The sequence below is a fragment of the Subsaxibacter sp. CAU 1640 genome, from assembly GCF_023156585.1.
Classification (GTDB): Bacteria; Bacteroidota; Bacteroidia; order Flavobacteriales; family Flavobacteriaceae; genus JBPOFM01.
Genome location: NZ_JALNMI010000005.1, coordinates 451,563 through 477,412 on the forward strand (window position 1 = coordinate 451,563; position 25,850 = coordinate 477,412).

A 25,850-nucleotide genomic window follows, 5' to 3' on the forward strand; every position below is an offset into this window, starting at 1 on the left:
TTAAATTTATTGTGTCTATTTTTTGATAAAAATGGTTTTCTTGTTGACAAACTCATGGATACCTTCTTTTGACAATTCACGTCCGTAGCCTGAATCTTTCGTGCCTCCAAATGGAAGTCTTGCATCTGATTTGACCAGTTCATTAACAAAAAATGCCCCGTCTTGAATGTCATCAATGAAACCTTGTATTTTTTCAAAATCTTGCGTAAAAATCATAGTACCTAAACCGAATTTAGAGTCTTGAGCCAATTCAAAAGCTTCTTGAGTATCTTTAGCTTTTGTAATAGCAGCCACAGGGCCAAATGTTTCTTCATCAAAAACTGGCATTCCCGCTTTGACATTTTCTAAAATCGTAGGTTCGAAATAGGCATTTTTTCTGGTGTTGCCGTAGGTTAGGTCAGCTCCTTTTTCAATCGATTCGTCAACCTGTTTCTTTAGTATGTCAGCTAAATCTATTCTTGCCAAGGTACTAATAGTTGTGTCTGTCTCCATAGGATCGCCAAATTTCAGAGCTTTAATTTTTAACTTAAATCGCTTCATAAACTTTTCATAGATTCCTTTTGTAACAATAAAACGTTTGGCAGCAATGCAGCTCTGGCCAGTATTTTGCATTCTTGCATTGAACATTACTTCAAAATAGCTATCTAAATCAGCATCATCCAAAACGATACAGGCGTTATTGCCTCCAAGTTCTAATACACATTTTTTGAGATTTTTTCCAGCAATGGCAGCAATGCTTCTACCCGCTTTTTCACTTCCTGTTAGAGAAACCGCTTTGACTGCATCGTGTGTTATAATTTTTTCTATTTGTTCATGATTAGCTAAAACCACTTGAAAACATCCTTTGGGAAATCCAGCTTTTTCAAATAATTCTTCTATTAAGACGGAACAGCCTGTGACGTTACTTGCATGCTTTAAAATAGCAGTATTTCCCGCGGTTAAAGTTGGTATGGCAAATCTCATCACTTGCCAAAAAGGATAATTCCAAGGCATTATTCCTAAAATACATCCTAACGGATCATAACTTATAAAACTTTCATCGGCATCTGTTTCAATCAATTCGTCAGAAAGAAAATTGTCCGCATTTGTTGCATAAAAGTCACACAATGTTACACATTTTTCAATTTCTGAGATGCTTTGGCTAATAGGCTTACCCATCTCTAGAGTAATTGTTTCTGCATATAATTTCTTATTAGCTTCTAGAAGTTCAGCAACATTATTCAAGAGTTCGGTTCTAACTGATATAGACGACTTTCTCCATTTTTGAAAGCACTCCGCAGAAGATTTTAAAATAGTTTCAATCTCTGTTGAAGAATGAAAAACATATTCCTTAATCACTTTATTATCATATGGATTTATGGTTTGAAAACTCTTGGACATGATGTATCTTTAGAAATGTTAAATTAGTTGTAAAACCCCTAATTATCTTGATTTATACAAGTAAATTTACTATTATAAAATAGGTTAAATTAATTCAATCCAAAATTATATTGACTTATATCTTTTAACATTGAAACAGTTAAACATTTAATCAATAGAGGTATAGTCTTTTTTTCGACTGAACTAATTTTGAGGAAAATGAAAACAATCTGTTTAATTTAATAAATAAATATCATGGGAAATAATAGTAGTAATACAATCATTGGAATTTTAGCAGGAACAGCAATTGGAGCGACACTAGGAGTGTTATTTGCTCCAGACAAAGGTGCGAATACGAGACAAAGAATTTCTGACGAGGCACTCGCCGCAAGAGATAGAATTGCAGAAGGAGCATTGGCGGCAAGAGATAATATTGCAAACAAAGCTGTTAACCTAAAAGATAGAGTGGTTGAAACAGTATCTGCAAAAAAAATGACTTTAGATGAGCAGGTAGAAACGTTAGTTTCTGATACAAGTCATAAAGCTGAAGATGTTATCACAACTTTGGAAAAAAAGTTGGCTGAATTGAAAGAGAAGAACAAACAATTCCAAAAGTCGACGCCAAACTCCAAAACAGCTTAAGCACTTAATTATGCCAAACATTTTCGAATCTATAAATAATACTTCCGACAAAGCAGTAGATATTGGCGAAAAGTACATCGACGACACTCGCGAGTACTATAAATTAAAGATTTTTCAACAATTAACCGTCTCTATAAGCCTTGTTGCAAAGGCTTTGCTCATTGGTGGAATATTATTTATAGGTTTGATATTTTTAGCAGTTGCAGCCGCCATCGCAATTGGTAATTGGATGGATAATATGGCTTTAGGCTATGTAGTTGTAGCTGCAATATTATTGATAACGGGGGGAATAGTATATCTAAAACGAGCGTTCATCAATAGAAAAATTATAAAAGTATTATCTCTCAAATTTTTTAATTCCTAATATGAAAGTATATAAATCATTTGACGAAATTGAATATGACCTCAAAAGATTAAAACTTGAACGTCAGATAGGTATGGAGCAGCTTAAAGGAATCAAGGGTGAATTTGCTGAAGATCTCAAACCATTAAATTGGGTAGGAACGGTAGCTGGCATTGCAGGTAAATATGGACTTTTCGTATTGTTTAAGAAGTTGTTCAGATAGTATTTCTTCTATAATTCTTCCTCAATAGTGTAAACAATCTGCTTTTTAAATTCATGGGGTGTAATTCCATATTTTTCTTTAAATATCTTTGAAAAATAGCTTCTGCTGGTAAATCCTATCGTATACACGATCTGTGAGATATTCAAATCAGAATTACCCATTAAATCACGCGCCGCTTCCAACCTTACATGTCTTATATATTCGGTGACGGTTCGGGCATATAAAAATTTAAAACCTTCCTGTAATTTGGCTTGTGACAACCCGGAATTTTTAGAAAGCTGTTCCAATGAATAATTTATCGAAGGGTCATCTAGTATTCTTTTAGATTGACGTTTAATTATTTTGAGCTCTTTTGATGTTAGAGAGCTCGGCAAATCATCATTTTGATGATGTCTATCATGTCTAGATATATGCATGGATAATAATTGATAAACTTCTCCTTCGATTTGAAGAATTCGGGTCATCCCTTCAGTTTCAATATCTCGAAGTGCTTTGACATGATCTTCCATTTTTAAATGAATTGGACTGAAATATGCGAACTCCTTTTCATTTTTGTCCACAAAAACTTCGTGAAGCTTTTCATTCAATTGTTCAACATTGTTCAAACGCTTTTTTAGAAACTCTTGCCTTACAATTCTGATATTATTCATTTCTAAATGTACACCGTTAGGGATCAGTGTGAAATGGTCTAATCCATCACGCGAAACTATAATGGCCGCATGATATTGTTCTATCACATTGAATTCAGACTGATTGGAAAATCTATGTTCAAAATAACCTTTGGAACAATATGAAAAATGAATCGGATTAAAGTTTTTTACCTTGTTTATGAGTAAGATGTCATCAAAAAAAATCGCATTGAACTCTACTAAACTTACACCCCAATCAAAGGAAATGAACTTAATGCAGCCTTTTCCAATCTCATTATCGAACTCGAGCACATGTTCTCCCCATCTTTCGGTTATGGAACCTCCAAAATGATCTTGCATTTGATTGATTCCTTCTTCTGTGCTTTTTGCAAAAATGTTTATTTCCTTCATAGATTTTTAAGGAATTTTCAAATTGATAACAAATGGATTTATTTAACTAATGGCCTAATTTGATGAATAATATTTAAATAAATTTACTACTTATTCACATATCAAATGTATATGGTAGATTTTTTTTTTTAGACAGATCATTAAAATCAATGTCAGAAACAATCAAAACTGTCATTACAGTCAACTTTAATATCGATTAAGTACATTCAATAAGAAATATAGCTTTAATTTTGTATATACAAATAAGGGTCAATAATGACTCTTTATACACTGGTTGGTTAGTTAGTTAAAAAGGTTTCAGCAATCTTCAAAAGCTGAAACCTTTTTCTTTTGATTTTCTAAAATAACAACTTCTCATTTGCTTTGTAAAAACGGGTTTACTTATGATCTGTATATTACAATGTTAAAGTTTGATTGACAAGTTATATGCGTTATGAATTTCATCATTTACGATAAAAGGATGTCGTATATATACCTTAATTAGCTTTGAATTAAGATTATGTTTTACAGGCTTTCAAATACTGCTCAAAGAGAGGATATCGAAAAAGAATTTGATGTCAAATTTGAATTTCCTAAACTTTATAAACCAGCGACAGTAATCAATGGTCTAGAAGAATCCACACTTTCCATTATTACTATGGACAATCCTCAAAAGGTAAGTTATGCTATTTGGGGTTTGCTCCCTCAAACATTGGAAGAGAACTGGGATGTTTTTCAAAAGCTCACAAATACATTGAATATTAATTTTGAAGGATTAAATTTTGACGACAATTTGTATTCTGATGCTCTTGACAATAGAAGATGTTTGATTATTACGACGGGCTTTTTTACTTCGGCACTCCATCACGGAAAGATGTATCCATTTCATGTGTACTTAAAAAACCATAGACCTTTTTGCATTGCTGGCGTTTACAATCGGTTAAGTGATGGCTTTCTTACATGCTCAATCTTAATAAAGAAAACAACCAATGAACTAGATGAAATTCCTAATTTACTTTCCTATAAACCTGTTATCTTTGATGAAGAAAATTCTCATTTTTGGCTAAACAGAAAATTTAACTTTGATAGTTTAAGAGAATTGATTGTATCACATCAAAAGTTAAGATATGAATCTCATCCTGTCTCAAAGGAATTTTATAATAATGACAAGTTTTTTGATAAAATCATTAAAAGTGAAGCTTTTGACGATTTCATTGATTGATTGTAATTTACTTATTATTTGAGGTAACTTCAAATTTGATACAGTTAAGGACAATGCTATATTGTTGATTATCTTTACAGTAATGAGATTCTCTAAATATTTCGAATCTCCGTAAAACGAATTTTAACTTAAAACTTTTATTATGTTACGTTGGACTATCACATTTGTTGTAATAGCAATTATTGCAGCTATATTAGGTTTTGGCGGTATCGCCGGTGCGGCTGCAGGAATTGCAAAAATTATATTTTTTATATTTATAGTGCTCTTTGTTCTTTCTCTATTACGAGGAGGATTAAAGCGATAATTTAGTAAACCTTGAAACTTTAAAAACCAATATTATGAAAAAAATCATGTTAACTTTTGCAGTTCTTTTCACACTGGGAACAGCAATGACAACTTTTACTAGTTGTAGAGATACAGAATCTACTGGAGATAAAATCGAAGATGCTGCAGATGATGTAGGAGATGCAGTGGAAGATGCTGTTGATTAATTACATTAAAGAAACTGTTTGATATAAAGGATTGGCAAGCCAATCCTTTTTGTTTATACATATGTTAAATTTGTTTTGAAGTATTTTATAAAGCGATACAGTCAATTAAGACTCTACTTAAAAAGTAAATTTACAATCGAACAAATTAAAATTGACGATTATGATTCTATGGGCTAGGTTTTTTATTGTGGTAGCGATGGTATTTGCAGTCATAGGTTATGGTGAAATGGTCGGAATAGCGTCATTATTTGCCAAAATTTTGTTTTTTATTTTTACTGCTCTTTATGTCATATTATTGCTGAAAATAGGTGTCGTAAGAAAAGTGTAATTTTGATTTCATCGAGTTGAGCTAATGGCTAGTGTAATCTCACTATTCTTAAAAGCTAACTTCTTCAAAGTAAAATTTCAATAGACATATTTAATTATCAAATATGTCGTTTTTCATCAATTCCCTTACTGTCAGGTTCAATATATTTTACAAAATCAGCAGGACCTTTTAACTGAACATAATTCTGGCCAATAATAGCAATCGGGTAAGTCAATACGATGGGCATCTTATCTAACACTTTTAACCAATCTTCTTCCTCCATATTAGCATTTTCATCATAATTTTGAGAAAAATCAGGATGTTTTTTGTCTATTAATTTTTCAACATTGATGCCGAGACCACGTGCAAGTTCAATCCATTGTGTCCCAGTTACTTTTGTTTGAGAGATATCTATGGAAAGAATCTTCTTATCCGTAGATTGAACATAGGCATGTGTCTGCTTTCCTAGAGAGTTTTGAGAATGGTAGTATAGTTTTATTTCGTTATTGTCTGTTGATATCACACCCATAAAGTTTTAATTGAATTTTATATTTAAAGATAAAAAAATATGGATAATAAAAAGCAATAGATAGATAATAACTTTTGATAACTTGCAAGTAAGGTTTTTATCAAAAATCCTACTTTTGTACCATCAAATATCAATAAAGAATTATGTCAGATACAATAGAGAAAGTAAAATGTTTGATTATAGGCTCTGGTCCAGCTGGATACACAGCAGCCATCTATGCTGCTCGCGCAAATATGAAACCTGTTCTATATCAAGGAACACAACCTGGAGGTCAATTAACTACTACAAATGAAGTTGAAAATTTCCCAGGATATCCAGATGGAATTACAGGTCCTGAAATGATGATTGAGTTACAAAAGCAAGCTGAACGTTTCGAGACAGACGTTAGAGACGGCTGGGTAACAAAGGTTGATTTTTCTGGCGAGATTCATAAAGTTTGGGTAAATGACACCAAAGAAATCCATTGTGATACTGTAATCATTTCTACAGGTGCATCTGCCAAATATTTAGGCTTGGATTCTGAACAAAAATATCTAAAACTAGGCGGTGGTGTTTCAGCCTGTGCGGTTTGTGACGGTTTTTTCTACAGAAATCAAGAAGTTGTAATCGTTGGAGCAGGAGATAGTGCTTGTGAGGAAGCTCATTATCTATCAAAACTATGCAAAAAAGTGACTATGTTAGTTAGACGTGATGAGTTTAGGGCTTCAAAAATTATGGCTGAACGTGTCAAAAAAACTCCTAACATCGACATCTTGTTCAACACGGAAACCGAAGAAGTATTGGGCGACGGTCAAGTTGTAACTGGTGTTAGAGTGAAGAATAATGTCAATGGTGAGGTTAAGGAAATTCCAGCAACAGGATTTTTTGTGGCGATCGGACATAAACCTAATACAGACATTTTCAAAGATTATTTGGAACTTGATGAAACAGGATATATCATCAATAAACCAGGAACTGCAAAAACAAATATTGAGGGTGTTTTTGTATCAGGAGATGCAGCCGATCACGTGTATAGACAAGCCATAACTGCGGCAGGAACTGGATGTATGGCTGCTTTAGATGCCGAGCGCTATTTGGCCGCTAAAGATTCAACATTCGAAGTTAGTACATCTACTTATAACTAAACAGTTCAATAGAATTCAAAAAAAAAGAGCCAAAATTCAACTTTAGGCTCTTTTCTTTTTTTGATGAATGACTATTTATAAATTTTCAGGTAAGGTGTAAGTCCTACCTTTATTTTGTTCCTTTAAATATGCCATCAAAGGTTGAAAATAATCAAGCATTGGTTTCGCACTCATTCCACTTCCCACACTTTCTTTCAACAGTTCTCTCCAGTCATTATTAGCTCCTGTTTTCAAAACATCTTTTAAAAATGTTCCCACTTCTTTACTTCCATAATAATTGGTAGCGTGAGGATCTTGTTTCAGAATGTTTTTTGAAATATGGTCGTGAATCTGGAACAGTAGAATGTATGAAATAGCATAATCATAGTATTGAGCTGCATCATTGTTAATATGTGTTTTTGAAGCAGCATCATTGAATTCCTCACCTCTATCAGTTGGTGGAACCATACCTTGATATTTTTTCGCAAGCTCCCACCATTTTTTATTGAACTGGTCTTTGGGTAAATTTTCAGCGTACAACGAATTTTCAAATTCTGTCATCACACCTGCAGAAAAAGGTAAAAACACAACATAATTCAATGCTTCTTTTAATAAATTCTGTGTTTCATCAATTTTGACATTGGCATCTACCAATCCTTTTTCAGCCAAAAATGGTTTTTGCATTGCTGCAAGACCAAGCAAGCTTCCTATGGCTTCGTGGAAACCTCTGTTGGCACCACCTCTCAACAATGGCGGAACATTTGGGTTTGTATAAGCTTGGTAATAATAGATATGACCCAATTCGTGGTGGATGGTTTCGTAATATTCAGCAGTTGGCTCTACACTCATCAAACACCGCAAATCGTTTTCCAAGTCCATATGCCAGGCCGAAGCGTGGTTGTTCTTTTTGAAATCTGCATCCGCAGGAAGTGGGTACATACTTGACTTTTCATAAAAACTAGTCGGTAACGGTTCAAAACCAATGCTTACATAAAATTTTTCACCTTCTTTCACAATCCATTCCGGTTGCTTGTCCTTCAAGGCTGCATCGATATCCAGGCCTTCAACATTTACTAAAGCGCTCCAATCTTGTCCCCAACGATTTGGTAACCAATGTGCTGGTAAATATTCAGGAACTTCTTTTGCATTGTATTTTTTTGCCAATTCATATCGAGCCCAAGTGTGCAATTCTCTGTATAAAGGCCAAACTTCCTTGACCATTTTATTCATCTCATCAAGCATTTCTTGTCGCGTCATTCCATAATCAGAAACCTGATAGCTGAAATAATCATCATAACCAAGAGCGCCAACGGTTTCGTTGCGTAAGTTTCTTAAGTTTTCTAAACCATTCTTTAATGGTTGACCAACTGCTTTGGACGACTCCCAATTTTTTAGGCGGACTTTTTCATCGTTTGAAGTTCTCAAAACTTCATCAATATCTCCTGTGGAAACTGATTTTCCATCAACTTTAAAGTCATATCCAAACAGCATTTCGTTTTGGGCATTTTCCGCAGTGATTCTTTTTGAAACCAAATCAGAAACAGTTTCTGGGTTGTTGGCAGCCGAATACAAAATTGTATTCAGTTGCCTAACTTGCGTAATGTCCAATTTGTCTTTATCCTCAAGAAACTTTCTGGTTTTTTCGATGACCTCTGTACTTCCGGTGAATTTTGCAAAAGCTTCATTAGCTTTTTGAACATTATGGGCATTTGTGGTATCGCCAGCAACAATGTGCGTATTGGCATCCCATTCAGCCAACGAGGAATCATAGTAAAGCTTTACATATGTTTTTGTGTATTCATCTAAAAACGCTTGGGCTTCAGATTTAATAGCGTCGTTATTCTCTTCTTTTTTGGGTTCTTCTTTGCATCCCAAAAATAGAAATGGCACAACAAAGAAAGCAATGAGTTTTTTCATTTGAATTAGTTTGAGTTAATATCCCAAAGTTAATCAAACTAATGTTGAAGTTTAAATTTAATTAAGTGAATAATTGTGATCAATTCTCTTTTTTCTGAAGTTTTGCGCTTCCAGAAAATTGATTAAGAGTAATTTTTGCCGGACCATAAAAATAGACTTCGCTGTTTCCAGTTGCATCAAGTGTAAGTGAAGTAATAACTCGAACAGAAGCACTGCTGTTACCTTCGGCAATCATATTACAGTTTTTGGCAGTAAACTCTTTTCCAGTAAAACTTGCAGACAAATCATTACGCAAGGTTAAATCATCAACAGCTCCTTCAATATTGGCCGAAGCTTTTTGGTACAGATCTATTTTTGCGGTTTTGGTAGTTAATAGTGCTTCTACTTTTGAATTGTCGCCAATGACTACAGTCGAAGTATTTGCTGTGACATTGAGCTTTGACCTTGCTTTGTCTAAACTTGAGTATTCAAATTTGTCAGTTCTGATATTCAAATAGGCTTTTGAAGATCCTGATGTTTTCAAAGTGGTATTTTTCAACTCCAAAGATGTCAAGGAACGAATTTCTCCATCCTCAAGGGTCTCTATACTTTCCAGTCCATCAGAATAATTGACTTTAATATTCATCCGTTTGCTGGAAGTGATACGTTTTGTGGTTTTAAAGGTCAAAACGCCATTATTGACGCCAAATTCTATATACTGATGCAGATTGTCATCTGTTTCAATTTCTACTGAAGGTTTACTGTTGTAGATAATTTCTACAGAAAAATCTTCGCCTACAATTATTTTGCTGAAAGGATCGATGTAAGTTTGCTTGATGGTAACATTTCTGTCTCCTTTGATTTTTTCATCGTCTTGCGCTGAAACAAGCGATATACAAGCAAAAGCAAGTAAAAGAGTAAGTAGGATTTTCTTCATTTTATAAATTTAAAAATAATACTTACAATTACAAGCAAAAACCATCCCAAACTGAATTTTTGTGTTTGAGATGGTTATAAAAACAAGTTGGTTGGTTAGTTTTTTTTTGGATGGTTAGTCTTCTCTTATGGAACCTGAAGGTCCATCATTTTTAGTGACTTTTTCAGGGTTTCCTTTATATCGAATGTCTCCACCGCTATTAGCACTTGCATAAAGTTCCTTTGAAGTGTTTACTTTAATGTCTGCGCCACTCGAAACAGATGCTCTGGTGATTTCAGCTGTTAAATTGGTTGCATCGATATCGCTTCCGCTTGAAGCTTCCGCGACAAGAGTTTTTGTACTGCCTAAAAGTTTAAGATCGCTGCCACTTGAGGATTCACAGTCAATTGATTGTGCATTCAAATCCAATTTCATATCGCTGCCACTGTCCGTATCAAGATTAATGGATCCAACATTGAAAGTATTTGTTGAAAACACATCACTTCCACTTGATGCTCTAATTCTTGAGATATTTTTGAAACTCACATTTACGGTTCTTGCTTCTGCATAATTTATGTTTTCATCTGCATAAATTTTTAGCACATTTCCTTCAATTTCTGTTTTGATGATGTCGTGCAGATTTTCATCGGCTTGAACGCTGATGTTTTCAGAATCACTTTGAGTGAGATAAACATCCAACCCTCGACTCACTTCAATAGCGTCAAATGATGAATTGACTGTTCGCTGTTCAGTTTGCACATTTCCGTTTCCTCGTACTCCAAAGCCTAATTCGCAAGAGCTCATCAGCAATGCCAAAACGGATGCAATTAATAATTTGATAATAGTTGTCATAATGATTGATTTTTTTGATTGATGTAAAATTCAGTGATTTATATTTCTCTTTAAAAACAGATGTCCTGAACTGTCGATTGTTGATGATGAACTGTTTAATTGTCGTCTGATGTGATTTCAATACCGTTTCTATCGATATTCACTCGGACGCTTTCACTACTGCTTTTGACGCCGTCTTTATTGATTTCGATGGAATCATTGTTGTCTTTGATTTTGATGCCATTTTCATCCACTTTAAATTCTGAACCATCTCCATTGAGATCAACTTTCACTTTAAAATCATCATCTGGGCAATCCAAACATTGCACTTCATCATTTAAAATTTTAAGATAATGACCTTCCAAACCGTCGTTTAGCATATCTCCATTATTGATGATAATGGTTTTTTCTTCATAGTGACCATTATAAGAGCTAAAGCTGAAATGGTAGTTTTTATGATAGGAATAGGTGTTTTCATCAGCAAATAACACTGTTCCTTCAGGTAGATATAAAATGACTTCTACTTGTTGATCCCTGAACTTATCCTCGAATGCTGTGGTTAAATAACCATCCAATTCTAGCTGATTACCTTTTAGAGCATAATTATAATTGATTTTTTCTGCTCTCATTTTAGCATTTTTATAGCTATTGCCTCTTGAGTTTTTATCAATGCTGATAGTCGCTACAGAATCTTTTGTTGATTTTAGGATGAGGCTTACGCCTGTTCTATAAATCAATTTTTGATCATTTTCATCGTAGACAGGTTTCATAAGATTGCTATGTCTGCCAAATTGTTTACTATAGGAATTGTTCCCTTTCATAGTAATATACAATGTGTCATTGGCAGTAATATTTAGCTGTTCTTTTTGGATAACACTAGCTTCTTCAGAATATTCACTTGCTTGTTTAATTCCGACGAAAACCAATCCTATGATGGCCATCAACCATAATCCAAATAGTGAGAATTTAGCGATGTTTCCAATAGATTTTAGGTTGTTGATCAATATTTTCAATCCTAAATAGAAAATAAAGAAAAACGGAATTCCTACTGCAAAAAAGAATAACATCGACATCAACCACAACGGTATGTTGGCGGCATTGGCAGCATTTAGGAAGTCAAAACCTGGTACGTGAATTGAATTCGCAAATCCTACCGAAAATAATGCTACTATTAATGTTATCAATGCTCCAGCGCCCGCAATCATTAAAATGATTCCGATGAATTTTGCAAAGACCTTTAGAAAAAACATAATGATGTCTCCTATGGTGTCAAAAAACGTTTTTGATGATGATTTAATTCGGTTTCCCTGTTTGGGCAAATCGATGTTTTTTACGGTGTCTGAAACGGTTTGTGAGACATTTTCAAATCCGTCTTTAATTTTTTTTTCGATGTTGCTTATATTGACAGGCTCTCCTTTCATCGTCAGCTTCTCCGAAGTGGTCAATGCTTCAGGCACCAAAACCCAAAACAGGATGTATATCAAGATAAATGTTCCTCCTGAACCCAGGGTAAGAAGTATCCATAGCAATCGCACCCATACAGCATCAATTCCCAAATAATGCCCAAGTCCTGAAGATACACCAGCAATATAGGAGTTTTCAGTATCTCTAAATAGTTTTTTAGAAGTGCTTGAGCTTTGGTATGATTGTTTTGGCTCATCTTCAAAAATTTCATCATCGACTAAATAGTCTTCTGGTTGTCCCATAATGGCAATCACTTCATCCACTTCTTTGATGCCAATGACTTGTTTGTCGTGTTTTACGCGCTCATTGAAAAGCTCTGAAATACGAGCTTCAATGTCGGCAATGATTTCTGAACGACCTTGAGAATCTGTAAATGAACGTTTGATGGCCTCAAGATAGCGTTGCAATTTAAGGTAAGCATCTTCATCTATATGAAAAAATGTACCTGCTAAATTTATGTTGACTGTCTTATTCATTTCTTGATTTTTTTGTTTTGGTTACTAGGTTAACTGCATTTTGTAATTCGCTCCACGTAGAGTTTAGCTCGTTGAGAAAAAGTTTGCCTGTTTCTGTCAAACCATAATATTTACGAGGAGGTCCAGAAGTTGATTCTTCCCATCTGTAATTGAGAAGTCCAGCGTTTTTTAGCCGTGTGAGAAGGGGATAAATGGTGCCTTCAACCACAAGCAGTTTTGCGTCTTTGAGTGTGTCAAGAATTTCTGCAACATAAGCGTCTTCATCTTTTAAGACCGATAATATGCAGTATTCCAATACACCTTTGCGCATTTGTGCTTTTGTGTTTTCTATCTTCATTTTTAAATGTGATTAAATAATGTGAAACTGTTCATTTTTTGATTGATTGATTTGATGATTATTTTAAAAAATTGATGGTCAGTGGATACTGATAGATTTCTCCATCTCTAGCTTTCAAGCTTGCTTTGATGATGAATACGAGCTCGAGAATGAATCCGATAACAGCAATAGCTCCAAGTCCACCACCTATGTAAAGTAGAGGAGAAGGTTTCCCTATGTTGATATGAAAATCGTGGAATCCATTAAAATCGATAAAGTCAAGCCCATTAAACATATTGAAAACGAAAAATGGAATGCTGATGGTACCTAATATTACAGCGTATAGGAAAATGCTGATTTGAAAGTTGATGGCTTGTTTTCCGTGAGCATCCACAAAACTTGATTTTTCCTTATTGGTTACCCATAAGATGATTGGTCCCAAGAAATTTCCAAAAGGAATCAAGAACCTCGAAAAGGTCGATAAATGTATAAAAGTGGCGATATTTTTTTGGTGGTTATCTAACATTTTATAAAAGTATATAATAGTTTCTTATGCAAATATATATCTAAAAGAAGGTATTATGCAAAACATAGTAGTATAATTTAACATATTTTTAACAAATTGAATATTTGAATTAATTCAATATTTTAGCTGAAATAACTCTAGAAAATGAAGATTTCCCCTAGTAAACTCAATACTTACCTAATGTTCAAATTGCCATCTGCATATTTATGTGGTGTACGAACAAAATATATTGATAAAAACAAATGTATCGTAACTGTCAAACACCGTTGGATCAATCAAAACCCATTCAATTCAATGTTTTGGGCAGTACAAGGTATGGCTGCCGAGTTGACTACAGGAGCCTTGGTAATGTCAAAAATTATGCAAAGCGGAAAGAAGATTTCTATGCTGGTAGCTCAAAATAGTGGCACATTTACCAAAAAGGCAACAGGAAGAATCACTTTTGAATGTATTGAAGGCGATTTGGTCGATAAGGCCATTGAAAATGCCATTAAAACTGGAGAAGGGCAAATGGTCACTTTGACTTCTATCGGAAAAAATTCAGAAGGATTGGAAGTGTCCACTTTTAAATTTGAATGGACTATAAAGGTTAAGAGCTAGGATAGATGACTGATCACTGCCAACTGAACACTGGTCACTAATTCATCGTATCACTTTCAATCACACCATCGCGAAGTCTAATGATGCGTTTTGCCCTTTCTGCAACATCTTCTTCATGGGTGACAATAATCACTGTATTTCCAGCTTGATGGATTTCATCAAACAACTGCATGATTTCAAGTGACGTTTTTGAATCTAGATTTCCAGTTGGTTCATCGGCAAGTATGATCGAAGGTTTGTTGACTAAAGCTCTGCCAACAGCCACACGCTGACGCTGACCTCCAGAAAGTTCGTTAGGTTTATGGTCCATTCGGTCAGCAAGACCAACACTTGTCAAAACTTCTTTGGCACGTTCTGTACGCTCACTTTTTGAAGCTCCAGCATACACCATAGGTAATGCAACATTGTCCAAGGCCGTGGTGCGCGGCAATAAATTAAAGGTTTGAAAAACGAAGCCTATTTCTTTATTGCGAATATCTGCCAGTTCATCATCACTCATCTTGCTGACATCTTTTCCGTTTAAAATATATTGACCTGAAGTTGGCGTATCCAAGCAACCCAATAGATTCATCAAAGTTGATTTACCAGATCCGGAAGGTCCCATAATGGCTACGTATTCACCACGTTTGATGTCAAGGTCAATTCCCTTTAAAACATAAACGGTCTCATGACCCATTTGAAAATTACGAACGATTTTTCTAATGTGAATTACATTGTCCATTTGTTGGTTCAAGATTTATGATTCAATATTCAAAGTTTATATCATCTGATGTTAACGAGTCAAATCAGATTTTGTATAGCTAATAAGCATTAACCATACGCAAGATACAGGATTTACGGATATTTGACGCAGAAAGGTGAAAGTTGTTACAATTTATATCTTTCAATTATTCGATATTGTTCAGGAAGTCGATTAACTGTCTTACCGCTTTGCCACGATGTCCAACCTTATTCTTTTCTTCAAGAGACATTTCAGCAAAGGTTTTATCAAATCCATCAGCTTTAAAAATGGGATCGTACCCAAAGCCCTTATCACCATGTTTTTTAAGAGTAATCTCTCCTTTACAAATGCCAGTAAATGAGTGTAATTTTCCATTCAGATGTAACGAAATCACAGTTTTAAAGTGAGCTCTTCTATTCTCGTTATTTCCAAGTTTTGCCAATAATTTATTCATGTTGTCATCTGCATTGCGCTGCTCACCAGCATATCTGGCAGAATATACTCCCGGTTCTCCATTCAAAGCCTCAACCTCGAGCCCTGTGTCATCTGCAAAACAGTCATATCCATAGTGTTCTTTGAGATATTTCGCTTTCTGAATGGCATTTCCTTCAATGGTGTCTTGAGTTTCTGGGATATCCTCGGCGCAACCAATATCCGAAAGACTCAAAAGCTGAATATTATTTGGTATGAGACTTTGAACTTCTTTTAATTTATTTAGATTGTTTGTGGCAAAAACAAGTTTCATTATTTGGTTATTAATATTTAACTCAAATATACGATTATCATACTTTGGAGCTTATGCATCTTTGAAAGATATTCTTGTCATATGAAAATTTTGAATCTTATATTTGTGATTATAAATTTGATTCCGCATGAAAAAAATTCTTTATTCTCTATCTCTCTTATTGATTATGAACTGTGCCAAAGACAAAGACTCTGAATCAAAAGGCTTATCTTCCGATAATCCTTTTAATGTCAAACTTAATGAACCGATAGATTATGCAAATGTTACAGGAGAAGCAATTGAGGAATATGTCTCTTATACAATTGATGAAGCTAATAAATCGTTGGAGGCAATAAAAAGGGTGACAAACCCTACACTGGAAAATACTTTTTTGGTTTTTGATGATGTTGCGAATAATTTATCAAAGGCAAATAATAATTCATTCATGCTATATTGGTCATCGCCTGATTCCTTAACGAGAGCAAAGGGGTTGGAATATTCTCAAAAGGTCGATTCCTTAAATACTGTTATCAATTCTGATAAGGCGATATTCAATCAATTTGAAAAATTTACCAAAACAGAAGATTATAAGTCACTTCAAGGACACCAAAAAAATTTTGTGGATGACATCATTATAAATTTTAAGCAATCCGGAGTTAATTTGGATGCTGCAAAATTGGAGCAATTTAAAACTTTGAAAGCAGAAATTACAGATTTGTCAGCAAAGTATTCAACAAATATGAACACTGCAAATGCCGTCTTGAAAATTGATGAAGAAGGTTCTAAAGGTTTGCCTGAAAGCTTTAAGGACACATACAAAACTGCCGATGGAACTTATGAAATCCCCGTAATGCCTGCTACAAAAGGTCCTGTTATGGATAATGCCGAAAACGAATCTGTCAGAAAAGAGTATATCACTCTATATTCAAACCGTGGAGCAGATAAAAATTTAGACATTTTGAACCAACTTATTTTGAAGCGATATCAATTGGCCCAACTATTAGGTTACAGGTCATTTGCAGAATATAATCTTGTAACTAAAATGGCTAAAAACCCAGAAACGGTCTGGGAATTTATCAATGGCCTAGTCAAAGAATCTAAACCAAAGGCTTTAAAGGATGTTGAGGTCTTAAAAGATTATAGAAATTCTGTCGCAAAAACTGCATCAGGCACTCCTTTAAATGCTTGGGACGTCAACTATTATCATAATCAGATTCTTAAAAACAAGTTTAATGTTGACAATGAAAAAATAAGAGAATATTTGCCGATGAATCAATGCCTGAAAGGTCTTTTTGAAATATACCAACAACTGCTAGGGCTTGAATTTCGGGAAATGAAAGACGCTTCTGTATGGCACAAAGAAGTCATGGCTTATGAAGTTTTTGAAGCAGATACGTTGAAAGGTCGTTTTTATTTAGATTTATATCCAAGACCTAATAAAGAATCGTGGTTTTATGGTGTCCCATTATCATCAGGTAAGAAAACGGCTGATGGATATGAGGTTCCTGTCGCAATGCTTTTAGGTAATTTTACAAGACCTACCGAAACAATGCCATCTCTATTAAGCCATTCCGAGTTGAACACATTATTCCATGAATTTGGTCATATTATGAACTCAATGTCATATGATGGAGAATACAGTTTACAGGCAGAATCTAAGGCAGACTTTGGTGAGGCGATGTCTCAAATCTTTGAAAATTGGATTTGGGACTATGATATCTTAAGTTCATTCGCAAAACACTACAAAACCGGTGAGACTTTGCCAGAAAAAGATTTCTATAATATGCTTGACGCCAAGAATCTTTCTTCTGGGTTATTTGCTCAAGGATCATTGAGAAATTGTATTTACGATATGAATCTTTATGACAAGTTTGACCCAAATAATCCAATAGATACGGATCAATTGTGGAGAGATATCGATAAACAAATGGACGTTATGAACTGGTATGTAGAAGGAACTCATCCTCAAGCTAGTTGGATACACATCAATACTCATCCAACGTATTATTATGGATATCTGTGGTCGGAGGTCTATGCTCAAGATATGTTTACAATGTTTGAGGCAAATGGTTTACGAAATCAATCAACAGGTGTTAAATACAGAAAAATAATACTTGCAAATGGCACACAACGTGATGCCAAAGAATCTGTAGAATCGTTTTTGGGTAGAAAATCTAACAACGAGGCTTATATAAAAAGTCTCGGTTTGGAATAGTTATAAAAAAAAGCCCTGAATTTCAAGGCTTTACTATCTATGATGGTAAGGTTCGTTTTTGATGATGGTAAAGCCTCGATACAATTGTTCTATCATAAATAGTCGTACCATTTGATGGGAAAACGTCATTTTCGAGAGGGATAGTTTTGCTTGTGCTTTATTGTAAACATCATCGGAAAAACCATAAGGACCACCAATTACAAAAACTAATTGTTTAATACCAGAATTCATACGCTTTTGAAGATATTCTGAAAATGCAACAGAATCAAACTGCTTACCATTTTCATCCAATAGAACCATAACATCCGAAGCATTGATTTTGGCTAGGATAAGTTCGCCTTCTTTCTGTTTTTGTTGCACTTCACTTAAGTTTTTGACCTTTTTTAAATCTGGAATAATTTCAAATTCAAATTTGATGTAAAAACCAAGTCGCTTTTGATAATCATCAATCAATGCTTGCAATTGCTGGTTGTCGGTTTTGCCTATGGCGATAAGTTTGATGTGCATATCGCAAATTTACAATTTAATTGATATTCAGAATTTGATATTTGTAATTTGAATATTTCCGTTTTCAATTCTTATTTTTACGCTAAATAATCTTCAAATGATATCCAAAGAACAATTCCAAAAAGAAATAGATTATATCATCTCAAATGCCATCAGGGAAGATGTAGGCGATGGAGATCACAGCTCTTTAGCCTGTATTCCAGCATCAGCGCAAGGAAAGGCAAAATTGTTGGTTAAGGACGAAGGTATCATTGCTGGTGTTGAGTTTGCCAAAGAGGTTTTCAATTATGTTGATAAAGAGATGACCGTCGAAACATTGATAGAGGATGGTTCAAGGGTTAAATATGGTGATATTGTCTTTTATGTTGAAGGCTCTTCACAATCTATCTTGAAGGCGGAACGGTTGGTGCTCAATGCGATGCAACGTATGAGTGCTATTGCCACCAAGACAAGAGTATTTGTTGATTTATTGAAAGGCACCAAAACACAAATTCTGGATACACGCAAAACCACTCCAGGAATTAGAGCGTTGGAAAAATGGGCAGTGAAGATTGGTGGTGGTGAGAATCATCGATTTGCACTGTATGATATGGTGATGCTTAAGGATAATCATATTGATTTTGCTGGCGGAATAACCAAGGCAATCACCAAAACAAAGCAATATTTAAAAGACAACAATAAAGATCTGAAAATTATCGTTGAGGCCAGAAATTTAGATGAAATCATAGAAATTCTTCAAAATGACGGTGTTTACAGAATTTTGATTGACAATTTTAATTTTGAAGACACAAAAAAGGCGGTCCAATTGATTGGTGACAAATGCCTGACTGAATCATCGGGTGGTATCAATGAGCAGACGGCACGGCAGTACGCAGATTGCGGCGTGGATTTCATTTCTTCTGGTGCATTGACACACTCCGTCTACAATATGGATTTGAGCCTTAAAGCCGTATAGTTGATGTTAGAAGATTTGGAAGAAAATATAGAAGACGAAATCGAGGATAAGCTCGAAAAACTTCCAGTTGTTAAGCATGTCGTTCGGTTTTTAAAGAAAATCGAATTACCAGCCTTGGAAGGTTTAACTTTATATTATTTTTTGAGGCTTTATGCCAAAGGAATTGTCAAAGGAGCTGTTACGTCACGTGCAAGTGCCATTGCTTTTAGCTTTTTCACGGCAATTTTCCCTTTTTTGTTGTTCGTAATTATTCTCTTTCCCTACATTCCTGTAGATGGATTTGAATTGGAGTTCAGAAGGTTTTTAGAATCTATTTTACCACCTCAAACTTCCGAGTTTTTCTTTCAGAACATCTTCCAAAATATTTATACAGATGGCAACGCAGGGTTGATTTCTACAGTGTTCTTTTTGGCTTTATTTTTAATGGCGAATGGTGTCAGTGCACTATTTTCTGGTTTTGAGAGTTCCTATCATCAACAGCTGACAAGAAGTGTTGTGAAGCAGTATTTATATTCGATGGGAGTGGCGTTAATACTTGTATTCCTCCTCATTGTAACGATTGCCGTGCTCATCTATTTCCAGATTTATGTTATTAATAGATTGCTGTATTTGATGGATAGGCAAGGCTATGAGACTTCCGAACAAGGAATTTTTATGGCTTCGGTTGCAAAATATGTATTTTTTGTAATTATGGTATATCTAGGAACGGCCACACTATATTATTTCGGAACTAAAGAAGGTAAACATTCCAAATTTTTCTCTGCTGGAGCCTTATTGACTACCATATTGATAATTGTTTTTTCGTATCTCTTCGGAATTTATGTAACCTATTTTTCAACCTATAATGAGCTTTACGGTTCCATTGGTGCGTTGTTAATTCTGCTTTTTTATATTTGGTTGATATCAAATATTTTACTCCTTGGTTTTGAATTGAATGCCACCTTAAGAATGCTTAAAAAGCAAAATGCCAAAAAGCAAAATCAATGACACATTTTATAGATGTCATATTGCCAATTCCGCTCGAAAAATCCTTCACATATAAAATTACCAAAGCTGAATCTGATTTTTTGGAAGTAGGAATGCGTGTTGCTGTTCCCTTCGGAAAATCGAAAATATATACAGGTCTGGTCCATAAAATTCATAACCAAGAACCTTTGATTTATGAAGCCAAGGATATTCATCAAATTTTGGATGAAATTCCTCTAGTAACAGTTCATCAGTTGAAGCATTGGCAATGGATTTCAGATTATTATATGAGTACTTTGGGCGAAGTGATGCGAGCGGCTCTTCCTAGTGCGTTTATTCTTGAAAGTGAAACCATTGTTAGCAAAAACAGCGACAAGATTTTGAATGATGAAGATTTAAAGGATGATGAATTTTTGGTCTATGAAGCTTTGCATCATCAAACATCGCTAAAAATTCAGGATATAATGGGCATTTTGGACGTGAAGAATGTGTTGCCTGTCATTAAACGCCTGCTCGAAAAAGATGCCATTTCTGTTCAGGAGGAAGTTTACGAAAAGTACAAACCCAAATTGGTGAGGTATGTAAAGTTGGACGCTTTATATACTTCTGAAGAAAAATTGCAGCAATTGATGACAGATTTAAGCAATGCGCCAAAACAACGGGATGTGGTGATGACGTTGTTTTCAATCTCTGCCAAAACCAAAAAACCGGTTAAAGTTTCAGATTTGTCAGAACAAAGCGATGCATCATCATCTATTATAAAGGCATTGATTGAGAAACAGATTCTTGAAGAGTATTATATCCAACAGGATAGAGTTGAATATTCAGGTGATGAAAAAGCCGGTTCTAAAAGCCTAAATAGTCATCAGGAAAAGGCTCTAGAGGAAATCGAATCTTCTTTTGAAAGTCAAAATGTGGTGTTGCTTCACGGAGTTACATCTTCAGGAAAAACAGAGGTCTATGTAAAGATGATAGAACAAGTTATTTCCAAAGGAAAACAAGTACTGTATCTCTTACCGGAAATTGCCTTGACAACGCAATTGGTGTCGAGACTTCAAGAGTACTTTGGAGAAAAAATATCAGTCTTTCATTCGCGTTATTCATCACACGAGCGCGTTGAGGTGTGGCATAACGTATTGAACAACGAATCTAAAGCGCAAATTATTTTGGGAGCGCGTTCTTCCATTTTTTTGCCCTTCAGAAACCTTGGATTGGTCATTGTGGATGAAGAGCACGAGTTATCCTTTAAGCAATTTGACCCATCACCTCGTTATCACGCACGTGATGCAGCAATCGTTTTGGCAAGTTTGTTCAAAGCGAAAACTTTGCTCGGTTCTGCAACACCAAGTTTGGAGAGTTACTACAATTCCTCACAAAATAAATATGGATTGGTAGAAATCAATTATCGATTTAATGACGTGTTGATGCCTGAAATTGAATTGGTTGATTTGGCTGATAAATATAAAAGAAAGCGAATGAAAGGCCATTTCAGCGACCGAATGCTGGAAGAAATGACCGAGACCTTGGATGAAGGCCATCAAATCATTCTATTTCAAAATCGACGTGGTTTTTCACCTATCGTAGAATGCAATACCTGTGGTCATTCACCGCAATGTCCCAATTGCGATGTCAGTTTGACCTATCATCAATACCGAAATCAGTTGCGTTGCCATTATTGCGGCTATCATACTGTGATGCTTCAAAATTGTCAGGCCTGTGGAAGTGCTGAATTGGATAGTAAGGGTTTTGGGACAGAGCAAATAGAGGAGGAGGTAAAAGTTCTGTTTCCTGACCATAAAGTAGCTCGAATGGATTTGGATACCACACGAGGCAAACACGGTTATGAAAAAATCATTACGGCTTTTGAACAACAGGAAGTCGATATTTTGGTTGGAACCCAAATGCTTACCAAAGGATTGGACTTTAGAAATGTAAAACTCGTGGGAATAATGAATGCGGATAATATGCTCAACTTCCCAGATTTTAGGGCTCACGAAAGAAGTTTTCAATTGATGTTGCAAGTTTCAGGACGAGCTGGAAGAACAGATAAGCGAGGAAAAGTACTCATTCAAACATATAATCCATATCATAGAATACTACAACAGGTATCTGTAAATAATTACCAGGAAATGTACAAAGAGCAGATGGATGAACGCTATACGTACAAATATCCGCCAATTTTTAGGCTGATTAAAGTCACATTAAAGCATAAAGACTATAATAAGGTAAACGTTGGTGCGGAATGGTTTGCGAAATCATTGAGACAAGCATTTAAAACAAATGTTCTTGGCCCAGAATTCCCGCCTGTGTCACGCATCAGAAATCAATATCTCATCAATATTCTTGTGAAAATTCCGCCACAGCAGTCTTTGCCCAAAACCAAAGAAGTCATAGCAAAAATCAACAACAGCTTTATGAGTGTCAAGGATTTTAGACCAATCCGAGTAATTGTCAACGTTGATAATTATTGATGTGAAACTTTCGGAAACAAAAAAATCCTGCTGTAAGCAAGATTTTTTAGGGTGAAAAAGTAATTCTTTTAGATGTTGTTTAGTGCTTCGACCAAATCCGACTTCTTGTTTCGGCTCAATGGGATCTCATACGCTCCAACTTCCACATTTTTACTGTTGAATCGGTCTACCTTGTCTAGATTAACGATGTAAGATTTATGGATTCTCAAAAACTTACCTTCTGGTAATTCTTGTTCAAATGCTTTCATTGTAGAAAGTACGACAAGACTGTTTTCTTCGGTTACTAGTTTTACATAGTCACCAAGTGCTTCAATCCATTTGATATCCTTAATGTAAACTTTACGTTTTTTAAGGTTACTTTTTACAAAAATATGTTCACCATCCGTTTCATTAAAGTCCAACTTCAATTTGTGCTGCTCTAAAGCTTTTTCTACGGCAGTGTTAAAACGTTCTCTTGTAATTGGTTTTTGAAGATAATCTGTAGCATCATAATTAAAAGCCTTGAATGCATATTCCGTTTTACCAGTGACAAAAATAATTTGGGGTTTATTATTTAGCACATCCAGCAACTCGAAACCATTCAATACAGGCATCTCAATATCTAGAAAAATAAGGTCGACCTTGTGGGTATTCAGGCCGTTCTTTGTTTCTAAAGCACTACTATATTCTGCAATAAGGTTAAGGGAAGAATGGTTTTCAATTAACTTTACAATCGATAGACGTTGTATCGCAGAATCATCGACTACTACACAGTTTAAGGTCATAACATTATAATTTATTAGGTTAAGATATCGACAATAGTACGAAAAATTCGGATAAAAACCAAAAAACATCGTTAAACTGTTTCATTTAACAAAACTTTAACATTTAGAAGCTTTTAGTATTTTATTGTACAAATATATTGCCAGAATTGGAATTTATATGTATTTTTGCACCCAATTTTTAATAATTAAATACGATTTTTATGAATCATTATGAAACTGTTTTCATCTTGAATCCCGTTTTATCTGACACACAGATAAAGGAAACAGTAGAGAAATACGAAGATTTTCTTGTTTCTAGAGGAGCGAAGATGATATCTAAAGAAGATTGGGGCCTTAAAAAATTGGCTTACCCAATCCAAAACAAAAAGAGTGGTTTTTATCACTTATTTGAGTACACTGTAGATGGTGAAGCTATTGCTCCATTGGAATTAGAGTTTAGACGTGACGAGCGTTTTATGCGTTATTTAACTGTAAAGTTAGACAAACACGCAATCGCTTGGGCTGAAAAAAGAAGAACTAGAAACAAACAAAAAGCGTAATTATGTCATCAATAGAACAACAAGCTAAAGGAAAAAAAGATGGAGAAATCAGATATTTGACTCCATTGAATATCGACACAAGCAAAACGAAAAAATATTGTCGTTTTAAAAAGTCTGGCATTAAGTACGTTGATTACAAAGATGCTGACTTCCTATTGAGTTTTGTAAACGAGCAAGGTAAATTGTTGCCAAGACGTTTGACAGGAACTTCTTTAAAATACCAAAGAAAAGTATCTACTGCAGTAAAGAGAGCGCGTCACCTTGCGTTGATGCCTTATGTAGCAGATTTATTAAAATAATAAAAGCATAACTATGGAACTTATATTAAAACAAGACGTTGAAAATTTAGGATTTAAAGACGATATTGTAACAGTTAAGAACGGTTATGGTAGAAACTTTTTGATTCCTCAAAAAATGGCAGTTATGGCAACTGCTTCTGCTAAAAAAGTATTGGCAGAAAATTTGAAACAAAGAGCATTCAAAGAAAAGAAAGTTATCGACGAAGCTCAAAAAACTGCTGAAGCCATCAAAGGTTTGGAAATCAAGATTCCTGCAAACGCTGGAACAGGTGCAGCAGCTGGTGCTAAATTGTTTGGTTCGGTATCTAATATCGACTTGGCAAATGCTTTAAGCGAGGCTGGACACACAGTTGATAAAAAGTATATTTCTATCAATGGTGGTACGATTAAACGTTTGGGTCAGTACGATGCAGTTATCAGATTACACAGAGATGTAACTGTAGATTTGACTTTTGAAGTTGTAGCTGAAGCTTAATACTCAAAATAAATTTTTTAAAAGCCTCAACCAACATTGAGGCTTTTTCATTTTTCGGATTTTCGGCATACGGGAATCAAACAAGCTTTTTATGAAATATACAAGACTTACCAAAGAACAATTTGAAGAGTTGCACAAGGAGTTTATCAATTTTTTGGCCACACAATCCATTACGGCGGACGAATGGACTGATATCAAACAAAATAAACCCGAAGTTGCCGAGCAAGAATTGGATGTTTTCAGCGATTTGGTTTGGGAAGGCGTTTTAGGCCAAGTAAAGTATCTCGAGCATATTTCGGCGCATCAAATGCATTTATTCTGCTTAAAAGAAGATATTATGCATCTGATTGCCATCAAAATCAAGAATGAAGCCACAGATTTGACAACAACCGACGGATTTGATTGGTTTAGAAACAATTTATTATCTGATGATGTCGAGTTTTTAACTGCAAATAAGTCCTATACTGACGATAAATACTTGGATAAGTTCAAACTGATTCAGCAAGGAGCCGTGATTACAAAAGGGGAATTATTTAGGTATTTTGAGAAGTTGGTTGGTCCGAAATAATTTTCTGTTCCAAAAAGCTTACTAATTTCTCCATTTTTTCTTTATCAACATTGCGAGTTTGGATTTTAAGCAGTTGGCCATTATGTTTTATTCTTAAGTGGCTTCTATCTCTATATCTGCTGCCTCCAGTTCCAAGCATAATTAGCTCGACAAGGAAGCTGCCCACGGTAACTATCCAATTTACCTTTCTCTCTACATATTCAACCGATTCTAATTCTTTGTAAGTGTAGATGCTTTCGTTATTGACTTCTGAATCGTCTATTATTTCAAAACTATAGTCATTTAGGTGGAATTCAAGCTTTTGGTCAAGCCTTAACGTGATAACTTCATCCATAAATTTTAATGTCTCATAGTTACACCGCCTAACGTTTAAAATCGAAGCG

At 34.9% G+C, this 25,850-nt stretch carries 30 protein-coding genes; 16 read left to right on the forward strand and 14 right to left on the reverse strand.

Translation table 11 applies throughout. The annotated features are described in order from the left end of the window. Nucleotides 1–15: 15 nt before the first annotated feature. On the reverse strand, nucleotides 16–1,380 hold the full coding sequence (locus M0G43_RS14530) for an NAD-dependent succinate-semialdehyde dehydrogenase (RefSeq protein ID WP_248027629.1): 1,365 nt from the start codon (nucleotides 1,378–1,380) through the stop codon (nucleotides 16–18). Nucleotides 1,381–1,614: 234 nt separating this feature from the next. Here M0G43_RS14530 and M0G43_RS14535 point away from each other — a divergent pair, with 234 nt between their 5' ends. The 3 genes from M0G43_RS14535 to M0G43_RS14545 are packed head-to-tail and all read left to right on the forward strand — an operon-like array spanning nucleotide 1,615 to nucleotide 2,567. After that, on the forward strand, nucleotides 1,615–2,001 hold the full coding sequence (locus M0G43_RS14535; RefSeq protein WP_248027632.1) for a YtxH domain-containing protein: 387 nt from the start codon (nucleotides 1,615–1,617) through the stop codon (nucleotides 1,999–2,001). Between the two features lie 10 nt (nucleotides 2,002–2,011). Further along, the gene (locus M0G43_RS14540) at nucleotides 2,012–2,365 is read left to right on the forward strand and encodes a phage holin family protein (RefSeq protein ID WP_248027634.1); all 354 of its coding nucleotides are present in this window, start codon (nucleotides 2,012–2,014) and stop codon (nucleotides 2,363–2,365) included. 1 nt (nucleotide 2,366) lies between these two features. Further along, complete coding sequence (locus tag M0G43_RS14545; RefSeq protein ID WP_248027636.1) at nucleotides 2,367–2,567, forward strand: hypothetical protein; 201 nt, start codon at nucleotides 2,367–2,369, stop codon at nucleotides 2,565–2,567. Between the two features lie 8 nt (nucleotides 2,568–2,575). Here M0G43_RS14545 and M0G43_RS14550 read toward each other — a convergent pair whose 3' ends face one another. Beyond that, nucleotides 2,576–3,607, reverse strand: a complete 1,032-nt coding sequence (locus M0G43_RS14550) for a helix-turn-helix transcriptional regulator (RefSeq protein ID WP_248027638.1) — start codon at nucleotides 3,605–3,607, stop codon at nucleotides 2,576–2,578. A gap of 499 nt (nucleotides 3,608–4,106) precedes the next feature. Here M0G43_RS14550 and M0G43_RS14555 point away from each other — a divergent pair, with 499 nt between their 5' ends. The 3 genes from M0G43_RS14555 (at nucleotide 4,107) to M0G43_RS14565 (ending at nucleotide 5,627) form a co-directional block, all read left to right on the forward strand. Then, the gene (locus tag M0G43_RS14555; RefSeq protein WP_248027640.1) at nucleotides 4,107–4,808 is read left to right on the forward strand and encodes an SOS response-associated peptidase family protein; all 702 of its coding nucleotides are present in this window, start codon (nucleotides 4,107–4,109) and stop codon (nucleotides 4,806–4,808) included. A gap of 142 nt (nucleotides 4,809–4,950) precedes the next feature. Further along, nucleotides 4,951–5,112 carry a DUF1328 family protein gene (locus tag M0G43_RS14560; RefSeq protein ID WP_248027642.1) on the forward strand — a complete coding sequence of 54 codons (162 nt, stop codon included), beginning with the start codon at nucleotides 4,951–4,953 and terminating at the stop codon, nucleotides 5,110–5,112. A gap of 347 nt (nucleotides 5,113–5,459) precedes the next feature. Then, nucleotides 5,460–5,627 (forward strand): DUF1328 domain-containing protein, encoded by a 168-nt coding sequence (locus M0G43_RS14565; RefSeq protein ID WP_248027644.1) that lies wholly within the window; start codon nucleotides 5,460–5,462, stop codon nucleotides 5,625–5,627. Nucleotides 5,628–5,724: 97 nt separating this feature from the next. On the opposite strand, the gene M0G43_RS14570 is transcribed toward M0G43_RS14565, so the two are convergent. After that, nucleotides 5,725–6,135 (reverse strand): arsenate reductase family protein, encoded by a 411-nt coding sequence (locus tag M0G43_RS14570; protein ID WP_248027646.1) that lies wholly within the window; start codon nucleotides 6,133–6,135, stop codon nucleotides 5,725–5,727. A 143-nt stretch (nucleotides 6,136–6,278) separates the two neighbouring features. Here M0G43_RS14570 and trxB point away from each other — a divergent pair, with 143 nt between their 5' ends. Next, on the forward strand, nucleotides 6,279–7,259 hold the full coding sequence (gene trxB / locus M0G43_RS14575) for a thioredoxin-disulfide reductase (RefSeq protein WP_248027648.1): 981 nt from the start codon (nucleotides 6,279–6,281) through the stop codon (nucleotides 7,257–7,259). Nucleotides 7,260–7,334: 75 nt separating this feature from the next. On the opposite strand, the gene M0G43_RS14580 is transcribed toward trxB, so the two are convergent. The 6 genes from M0G43_RS14580 to M0G43_RS14605 form a co-directional block, all read right to left on the reverse strand. Continuing rightward, nucleotides 7,335–9,155 carry a M2 family metallopeptidase gene (locus M0G43_RS14580; RefSeq protein WP_248027650.1) on the reverse strand — a complete coding sequence of 607 codons (1,821 nt, stop codon included), beginning with the start codon at nucleotides 9,153–9,155 and terminating at the stop codon, nucleotides 7,335–7,337. A 79-nt stretch (nucleotides 9,156–9,234) separates the two neighbouring features. Beyond that, nucleotides 9,235–10,071, reverse strand: coding sequence for a GIN domain-containing protein (locus tag M0G43_RS14585; protein ID WP_248027652.1), 837 nt, complete (start codon nucleotides 10,069–10,071; stop codon nucleotides 9,235–9,237). Nucleotides 10,072–10,185: 114 nt separating this feature from the next. Beyond that, a complete protein-coding gene (locus M0G43_RS14590; RefSeq protein WP_248027654.1) occupies nucleotides 10,186–10,902 on the reverse strand; it encodes a head GIN domain-containing protein in 717 nt (238 codons plus the stop codon). A gap of 95 nt (nucleotides 10,903–10,997) precedes the next feature. Beyond that, nucleotides 10,998–12,821: a PspC domain-containing protein gene (locus M0G43_RS14595; RefSeq protein WP_248027657.1), complete on the reverse strand. Its 1,824-nt coding sequence runs from the start codon at nucleotides 12,819–12,821 to the stop codon at nucleotides 10,998–11,000. Further along, complete coding sequence (locus tag M0G43_RS14600) at nucleotides 12,814–13,158, reverse strand: PadR family transcriptional regulator (protein WP_248027659.1); 345 nt, start codon at nucleotides 13,156–13,158, stop codon at nucleotides 12,814–12,816. The genes M0G43_RS14595 and M0G43_RS14600 overlap by 8 nt, the downstream gene beginning before the upstream one ends. 58 nt (nucleotides 13,159–13,216) lie before the next feature. Continuing rightward, a complete protein-coding gene (locus M0G43_RS14605) occupies nucleotides 13,217–13,663 on the reverse strand; it encodes a DUF4870 domain-containing protein (RefSeq protein WP_248027660.1) in 447 nt (148 codons plus the stop codon). 144 nt (nucleotides 13,664–13,807) lie between these two features. On the opposite strand from M0G43_RS14605, the gene M0G43_RS14610 reads away from it, so the two are divergent. Next, nucleotides 13,808–14,263: a DUF4442 domain-containing protein gene (locus M0G43_RS14610; RefSeq protein WP_248027663.1), complete on the forward strand. Its 456-nt coding sequence runs from the start codon at nucleotides 13,808–13,810 to the stop codon at nucleotides 14,261–14,263. A gap of 37 nt (nucleotides 14,264–14,300) precedes the next feature. Here the strand turns inward: M0G43_RS14610 and M0G43_RS14615 are convergent, their stop codons facing one another. Beyond that, on the reverse strand, nucleotides 14,301–14,984 hold the full coding sequence (locus M0G43_RS14615) for an ABC transporter ATP-binding protein (protein WP_248027665.1): 684 nt from the start codon (nucleotides 14,982–14,984) through the stop codon (nucleotides 14,301–14,303). 166 nt (nucleotides 14,985–15,150) lie between these two features. Next, nucleotides 15,151–15,729, reverse strand: a complete 579-nt coding sequence (locus M0G43_RS14620; protein ID WP_248027667.1) for a non-canonical purine NTP diphosphatase — start codon at nucleotides 15,727–15,729, stop codon at nucleotides 15,151–15,153. A gap of 127 nt (nucleotides 15,730–15,856) precedes the next feature. On the opposite strand from M0G43_RS14620, the gene M0G43_RS14625 reads away from it, so the two are divergent. Beyond that, a complete protein-coding gene (locus M0G43_RS14625; protein ID WP_248027668.1) occupies nucleotides 15,857–17,923 on the forward strand; it encodes a M3 family metallopeptidase in 2,067 nt (688 codons plus the stop codon). A gap of 33 nt (nucleotides 17,924–17,956) precedes the next feature. On the opposite strand, the gene rlmH is transcribed toward M0G43_RS14625, so the two are convergent. After that, on the reverse strand, nucleotides 17,957–18,430 hold the full coding sequence (gene rlmH, locus M0G43_RS14630) for a 23S rRNA (pseudouridine(1915)-N(3))-methyltransferase RlmH (protein WP_248027671.1): 474 nt from the start codon (nucleotides 18,428–18,430) through the stop codon (nucleotides 17,957–17,959). A 97-nt stretch (nucleotides 18,431–18,527) separates the two neighbouring features. Here rlmH and nadC point away from each other — a divergent pair, with 97 nt between their 5' ends. Genes nadC through priA form a run of 3 tightly spaced genes read left to right on the forward strand, consistent with a single transcriptional unit; the run spans nucleotide 18,528 to nucleotide 22,822 of the window. Further along, nucleotides 18,528–19,385, forward strand: a complete 858-nt coding sequence (gene nadC / locus M0G43_RS14635; protein WP_248027672.1) for a carboxylating nicotinate-nucleotide diphosphorylase — start codon at nucleotides 18,528–18,530, stop codon at nucleotides 19,383–19,385. Nucleotides 19,386–19,388: 3 nt separating this feature from the next. After that, nucleotides 19,389–20,372, forward strand: a complete 984-nt coding sequence (locus tag M0G43_RS14640; protein ID WP_262917187.1) for a YihY/virulence factor BrkB family protein — start codon at nucleotides 19,389–19,391, stop codon at nucleotides 20,370–20,372. Continuing rightward, nucleotides 20,369–22,822 (forward strand): primosomal protein N', encoded by a 2,454-nt coding sequence (gene priA / locus M0G43_RS14645; protein WP_248027674.1) that lies wholly within the window; start codon nucleotides 20,369–20,371, stop codon nucleotides 22,820–22,822. Before M0G43_RS14640 ends, priA begins: the two co-directional genes overlap by 4 nt. A gap of 68 nt (nucleotides 22,823–22,890) precedes the next feature. Here the strand turns inward: priA and M0G43_RS14650 are convergent, their stop codons facing one another. Continuing rightward, nucleotides 22,891–23,586, reverse strand: a complete 696-nt coding sequence (locus M0G43_RS14650; protein WP_188604541.1) for a LytR/AlgR family response regulator transcription factor — start codon at nucleotides 23,584–23,586, stop codon at nucleotides 22,891–22,893. Nucleotides 23,587–23,786: 200 nt separating this feature from the next. Between M0G43_RS14650 and rpsF the strand changes: the two genes are divergently transcribed. From rpsF to M0G43_RS14670, 4 genes are all read left to right on the forward strand, one after another. Continuing rightward, nucleotides 23,787–24,125 carry a 30S ribosomal protein S6 gene (gene rpsF, locus M0G43_RS14655; RefSeq protein ID WP_248027677.1) on the forward strand — a complete coding sequence of 113 codons (339 nt, stop codon included), beginning with the start codon at nucleotides 23,787–23,789 and terminating at the stop codon, nucleotides 24,123–24,125. Between the two features lie 2 nt (nucleotides 24,126–24,127). Then, a complete protein-coding gene (gene rpsR, locus M0G43_RS14660; protein WP_248027678.1) occupies nucleotides 24,128–24,424 on the forward strand; it encodes a 30S ribosomal protein S18 in 297 nt (98 codons plus the stop codon). A gap of 13 nt (nucleotides 24,425–24,437) precedes the next feature. Next, nucleotides 24,438–24,899, forward strand: coding sequence for a 50S ribosomal protein L9 (rplI, locus tag M0G43_RS14665; RefSeq protein WP_248027680.1), 462 nt, complete (start codon nucleotides 24,438–24,440; stop codon nucleotides 24,897–24,899). A gap of 91 nt (nucleotides 24,900–24,990) precedes the next feature. Then, entirely contained in the window at nucleotides 24,991–25,467 is a 477-nt protein-coding gene (locus M0G43_RS14670; RefSeq protein ID WP_248027682.1) for a DUF6495 family protein, read from the forward strand. Here the strand turns inward: M0G43_RS14670 and M0G43_RS14675 are convergent. Then, nucleotides 25,433–25,801 carry a hypothetical protein gene (locus M0G43_RS14675; RefSeq protein WP_248027683.1) on the reverse strand — a complete coding sequence of 123 codons (369 nt, stop codon included), beginning with the start codon at nucleotides 25,799–25,801 and terminating at the stop codon, nucleotides 25,433–25,435. The genes M0G43_RS14670 and M0G43_RS14675 overlap by 35 nt on opposite strands. Between the last annotated feature and the right edge of the window lie 49 nt (nucleotides 25,802–25,850).

Coding starts and splice junctions, on each gene's coding strand:
- rplI (WP_248027680.1), top strand. CDS start 24,438: ATGGAACTTATATTAAAACAAGACGTTGAAAATTTAGGATTTAAAGAC.
- priA (WP_248027674.1), top strand. CDS start 20,369: ATGACACATTTTATAGATGTCATATTGCCAATTCCGCTCGAAAAATCC.
- M0G43_RS14545 (WP_248027636.1), top strand. CDS start 2,367: ATGAAAGTATATAAATCATTTGACGAAATTGAATATGACCTCAAAAGA.
- M0G43_RS14675 (WP_248027683.1), bottom strand. CDS start 25,801: ATGGATGAAGTTATCACGTTAAGGCTTGACCAAAAGCTTGAATTCCAC.
- M0G43_RS14565 (WP_248027644.1), top strand. CDS start 5,460: ATGATTCTATGGGCTAGGTTTTTTATTGTGGTAGCGATGGTATTTGCA.
- M0G43_RS14595 (WP_248027657.1), bottom strand. CDS start 12,821: ATGAATAAGACAGTCAACATAAATTTAGCAGGTACATTTTTTCATATA.
- M0G43_RS14585 (WP_248027652.1), bottom strand. CDS start 10,071: ATGAAGAAAATCCTACTTACTCTTTTACTTGCTTTTGCTTGTATATCG.
- M0G43_RS14650 (WP_188604541.1), bottom strand. CDS start 23,586: ATGACCTTAAACTGTGTAGTAGTCGATGATTCTGCGATACAACGTCTA.
- rpsF (WP_248027677.1), top strand. CDS start 23,787: ATGAATCATTATGAAACTGTTTTCATCTTGAATCCCGTTTTATCTGAC.
- M0G43_RS14555 (WP_248027640.1), top strand. CDS start 4,107: ATGTTTTACAGGCTTTCAAATACTGCTCAAAGAGAGGATATCGAAAAA.
- M0G43_RS14610 (WP_248027663.1), top strand. CDS start 13,808: ATGAAGATTTCCCCTAGTAAACTCAATACTTACCTAATGTTCAAATTG.
- M0G43_RS14600 (WP_248027659.1), bottom strand. CDS start 13,158: ATGAAGATAGAAAACACAAAAGCACAAATGCGCAAAGGTGTATTGGAA.
- trxB (WP_248027648.1), top strand. CDS start 6,279: ATGTCAGATACAATAGAGAAAGTAAAATGTTTGATTATAGGCTCTGGT.
- M0G43_RS14605 (WP_248027660.1), bottom strand. CDS start 13,663: ATGTTAGATAACCACCAAAAAAATATCGCCACTTTTATACATTTATCG.
- rlmH (WP_248027671.1), bottom strand. CDS start 18,430: ATGCACATCAAACTTATCGCCATAGGCAAAACCGACAACCAGCAATTG.
- M0G43_RS14615 (WP_248027665.1), bottom strand. CDS start 14,984: ATGGACAATGTAATTCACATTAGAAAAATCGTTCGTAATTTTCAAATG.
- M0G43_RS14530 (WP_248027629.1), bottom strand. CDS start 1,380: ATGTCCAAGAGTTTTCAAACCATAAATCCATATGATAATAAAGTGATT.
- M0G43_RS14590 (WP_248027654.1), bottom strand. CDS start 10,902: ATGACAACTATTATCAAATTATTAATTGCATCCGTTTTGGCATTGCTG.
- M0G43_RS14670 (WP_248027682.1), top strand. CDS start 24,991: ATGAAATATACAAGACTTACCAAAGAACAATTTGAAGAGTTGCACAAG.
- M0G43_RS14620 (WP_248027667.1), bottom strand. CDS start 15,729: ATGAAACTTGTTTTTGCCACAAACAATCTAAATAAATTAAAAGAAGTT.
- M0G43_RS14625 (WP_248027668.1), top strand. CDS start 15,857: ATGAAAAAAATTCTTTATTCTCTATCTCTCTTATTGATTATGAACTGT.
- M0G43_RS14550 (WP_248027638.1), bottom strand. CDS start 3,607: ATGAAGGAAATAAACATTTTTGCAAAAAGCACAGAAGAAGGAATCAAT.
- M0G43_RS14580 (WP_248027650.1), bottom strand. CDS start 9,155: ATGAAAAAACTCATTGCTTTCTTTGTTGTGCCATTTCTATTTTTGGGA.
- M0G43_RS14540 (WP_248027634.1), top strand. CDS start 2,012: ATGCCAAACATTTTCGAATCTATAAATAATACTTCCGACAAAGCAGTA.
- M0G43_RS14570 (WP_248027646.1), bottom strand. CDS start 6,135: ATGGGTGTGATATCAACAGACAATAACGAAATAAAACTATACTACCAT.
- M0G43_RS14640 (WP_262917187.1), top strand. CDS start 19,389: ATGTTAGAAGATTTGGAAGAAAATATAGAAGACGAAATCGAGGATAAG.
- rpsR (WP_248027678.1), top strand. CDS start 24,128: ATGTCATCAATAGAACAACAAGCTAAAGGAAAAAAAGATGGAGAAATC.
- M0G43_RS14535 (WP_248027632.1), top strand. CDS start 1,615: ATGGGAAATAATAGTAGTAATACAATCATTGGAATTTTAGCAGGAACA.
- M0G43_RS14560 (WP_248027642.1), top strand. CDS start 4,951: ATGTTACGTTGGACTATCACATTTGTTGTAATAGCAATTATTGCAGCT.
- nadC (WP_248027672.1), top strand. CDS start 18,528: ATGATATCCAAAGAACAATTCCAAAAAGAAATAGATTATATCATCTCA.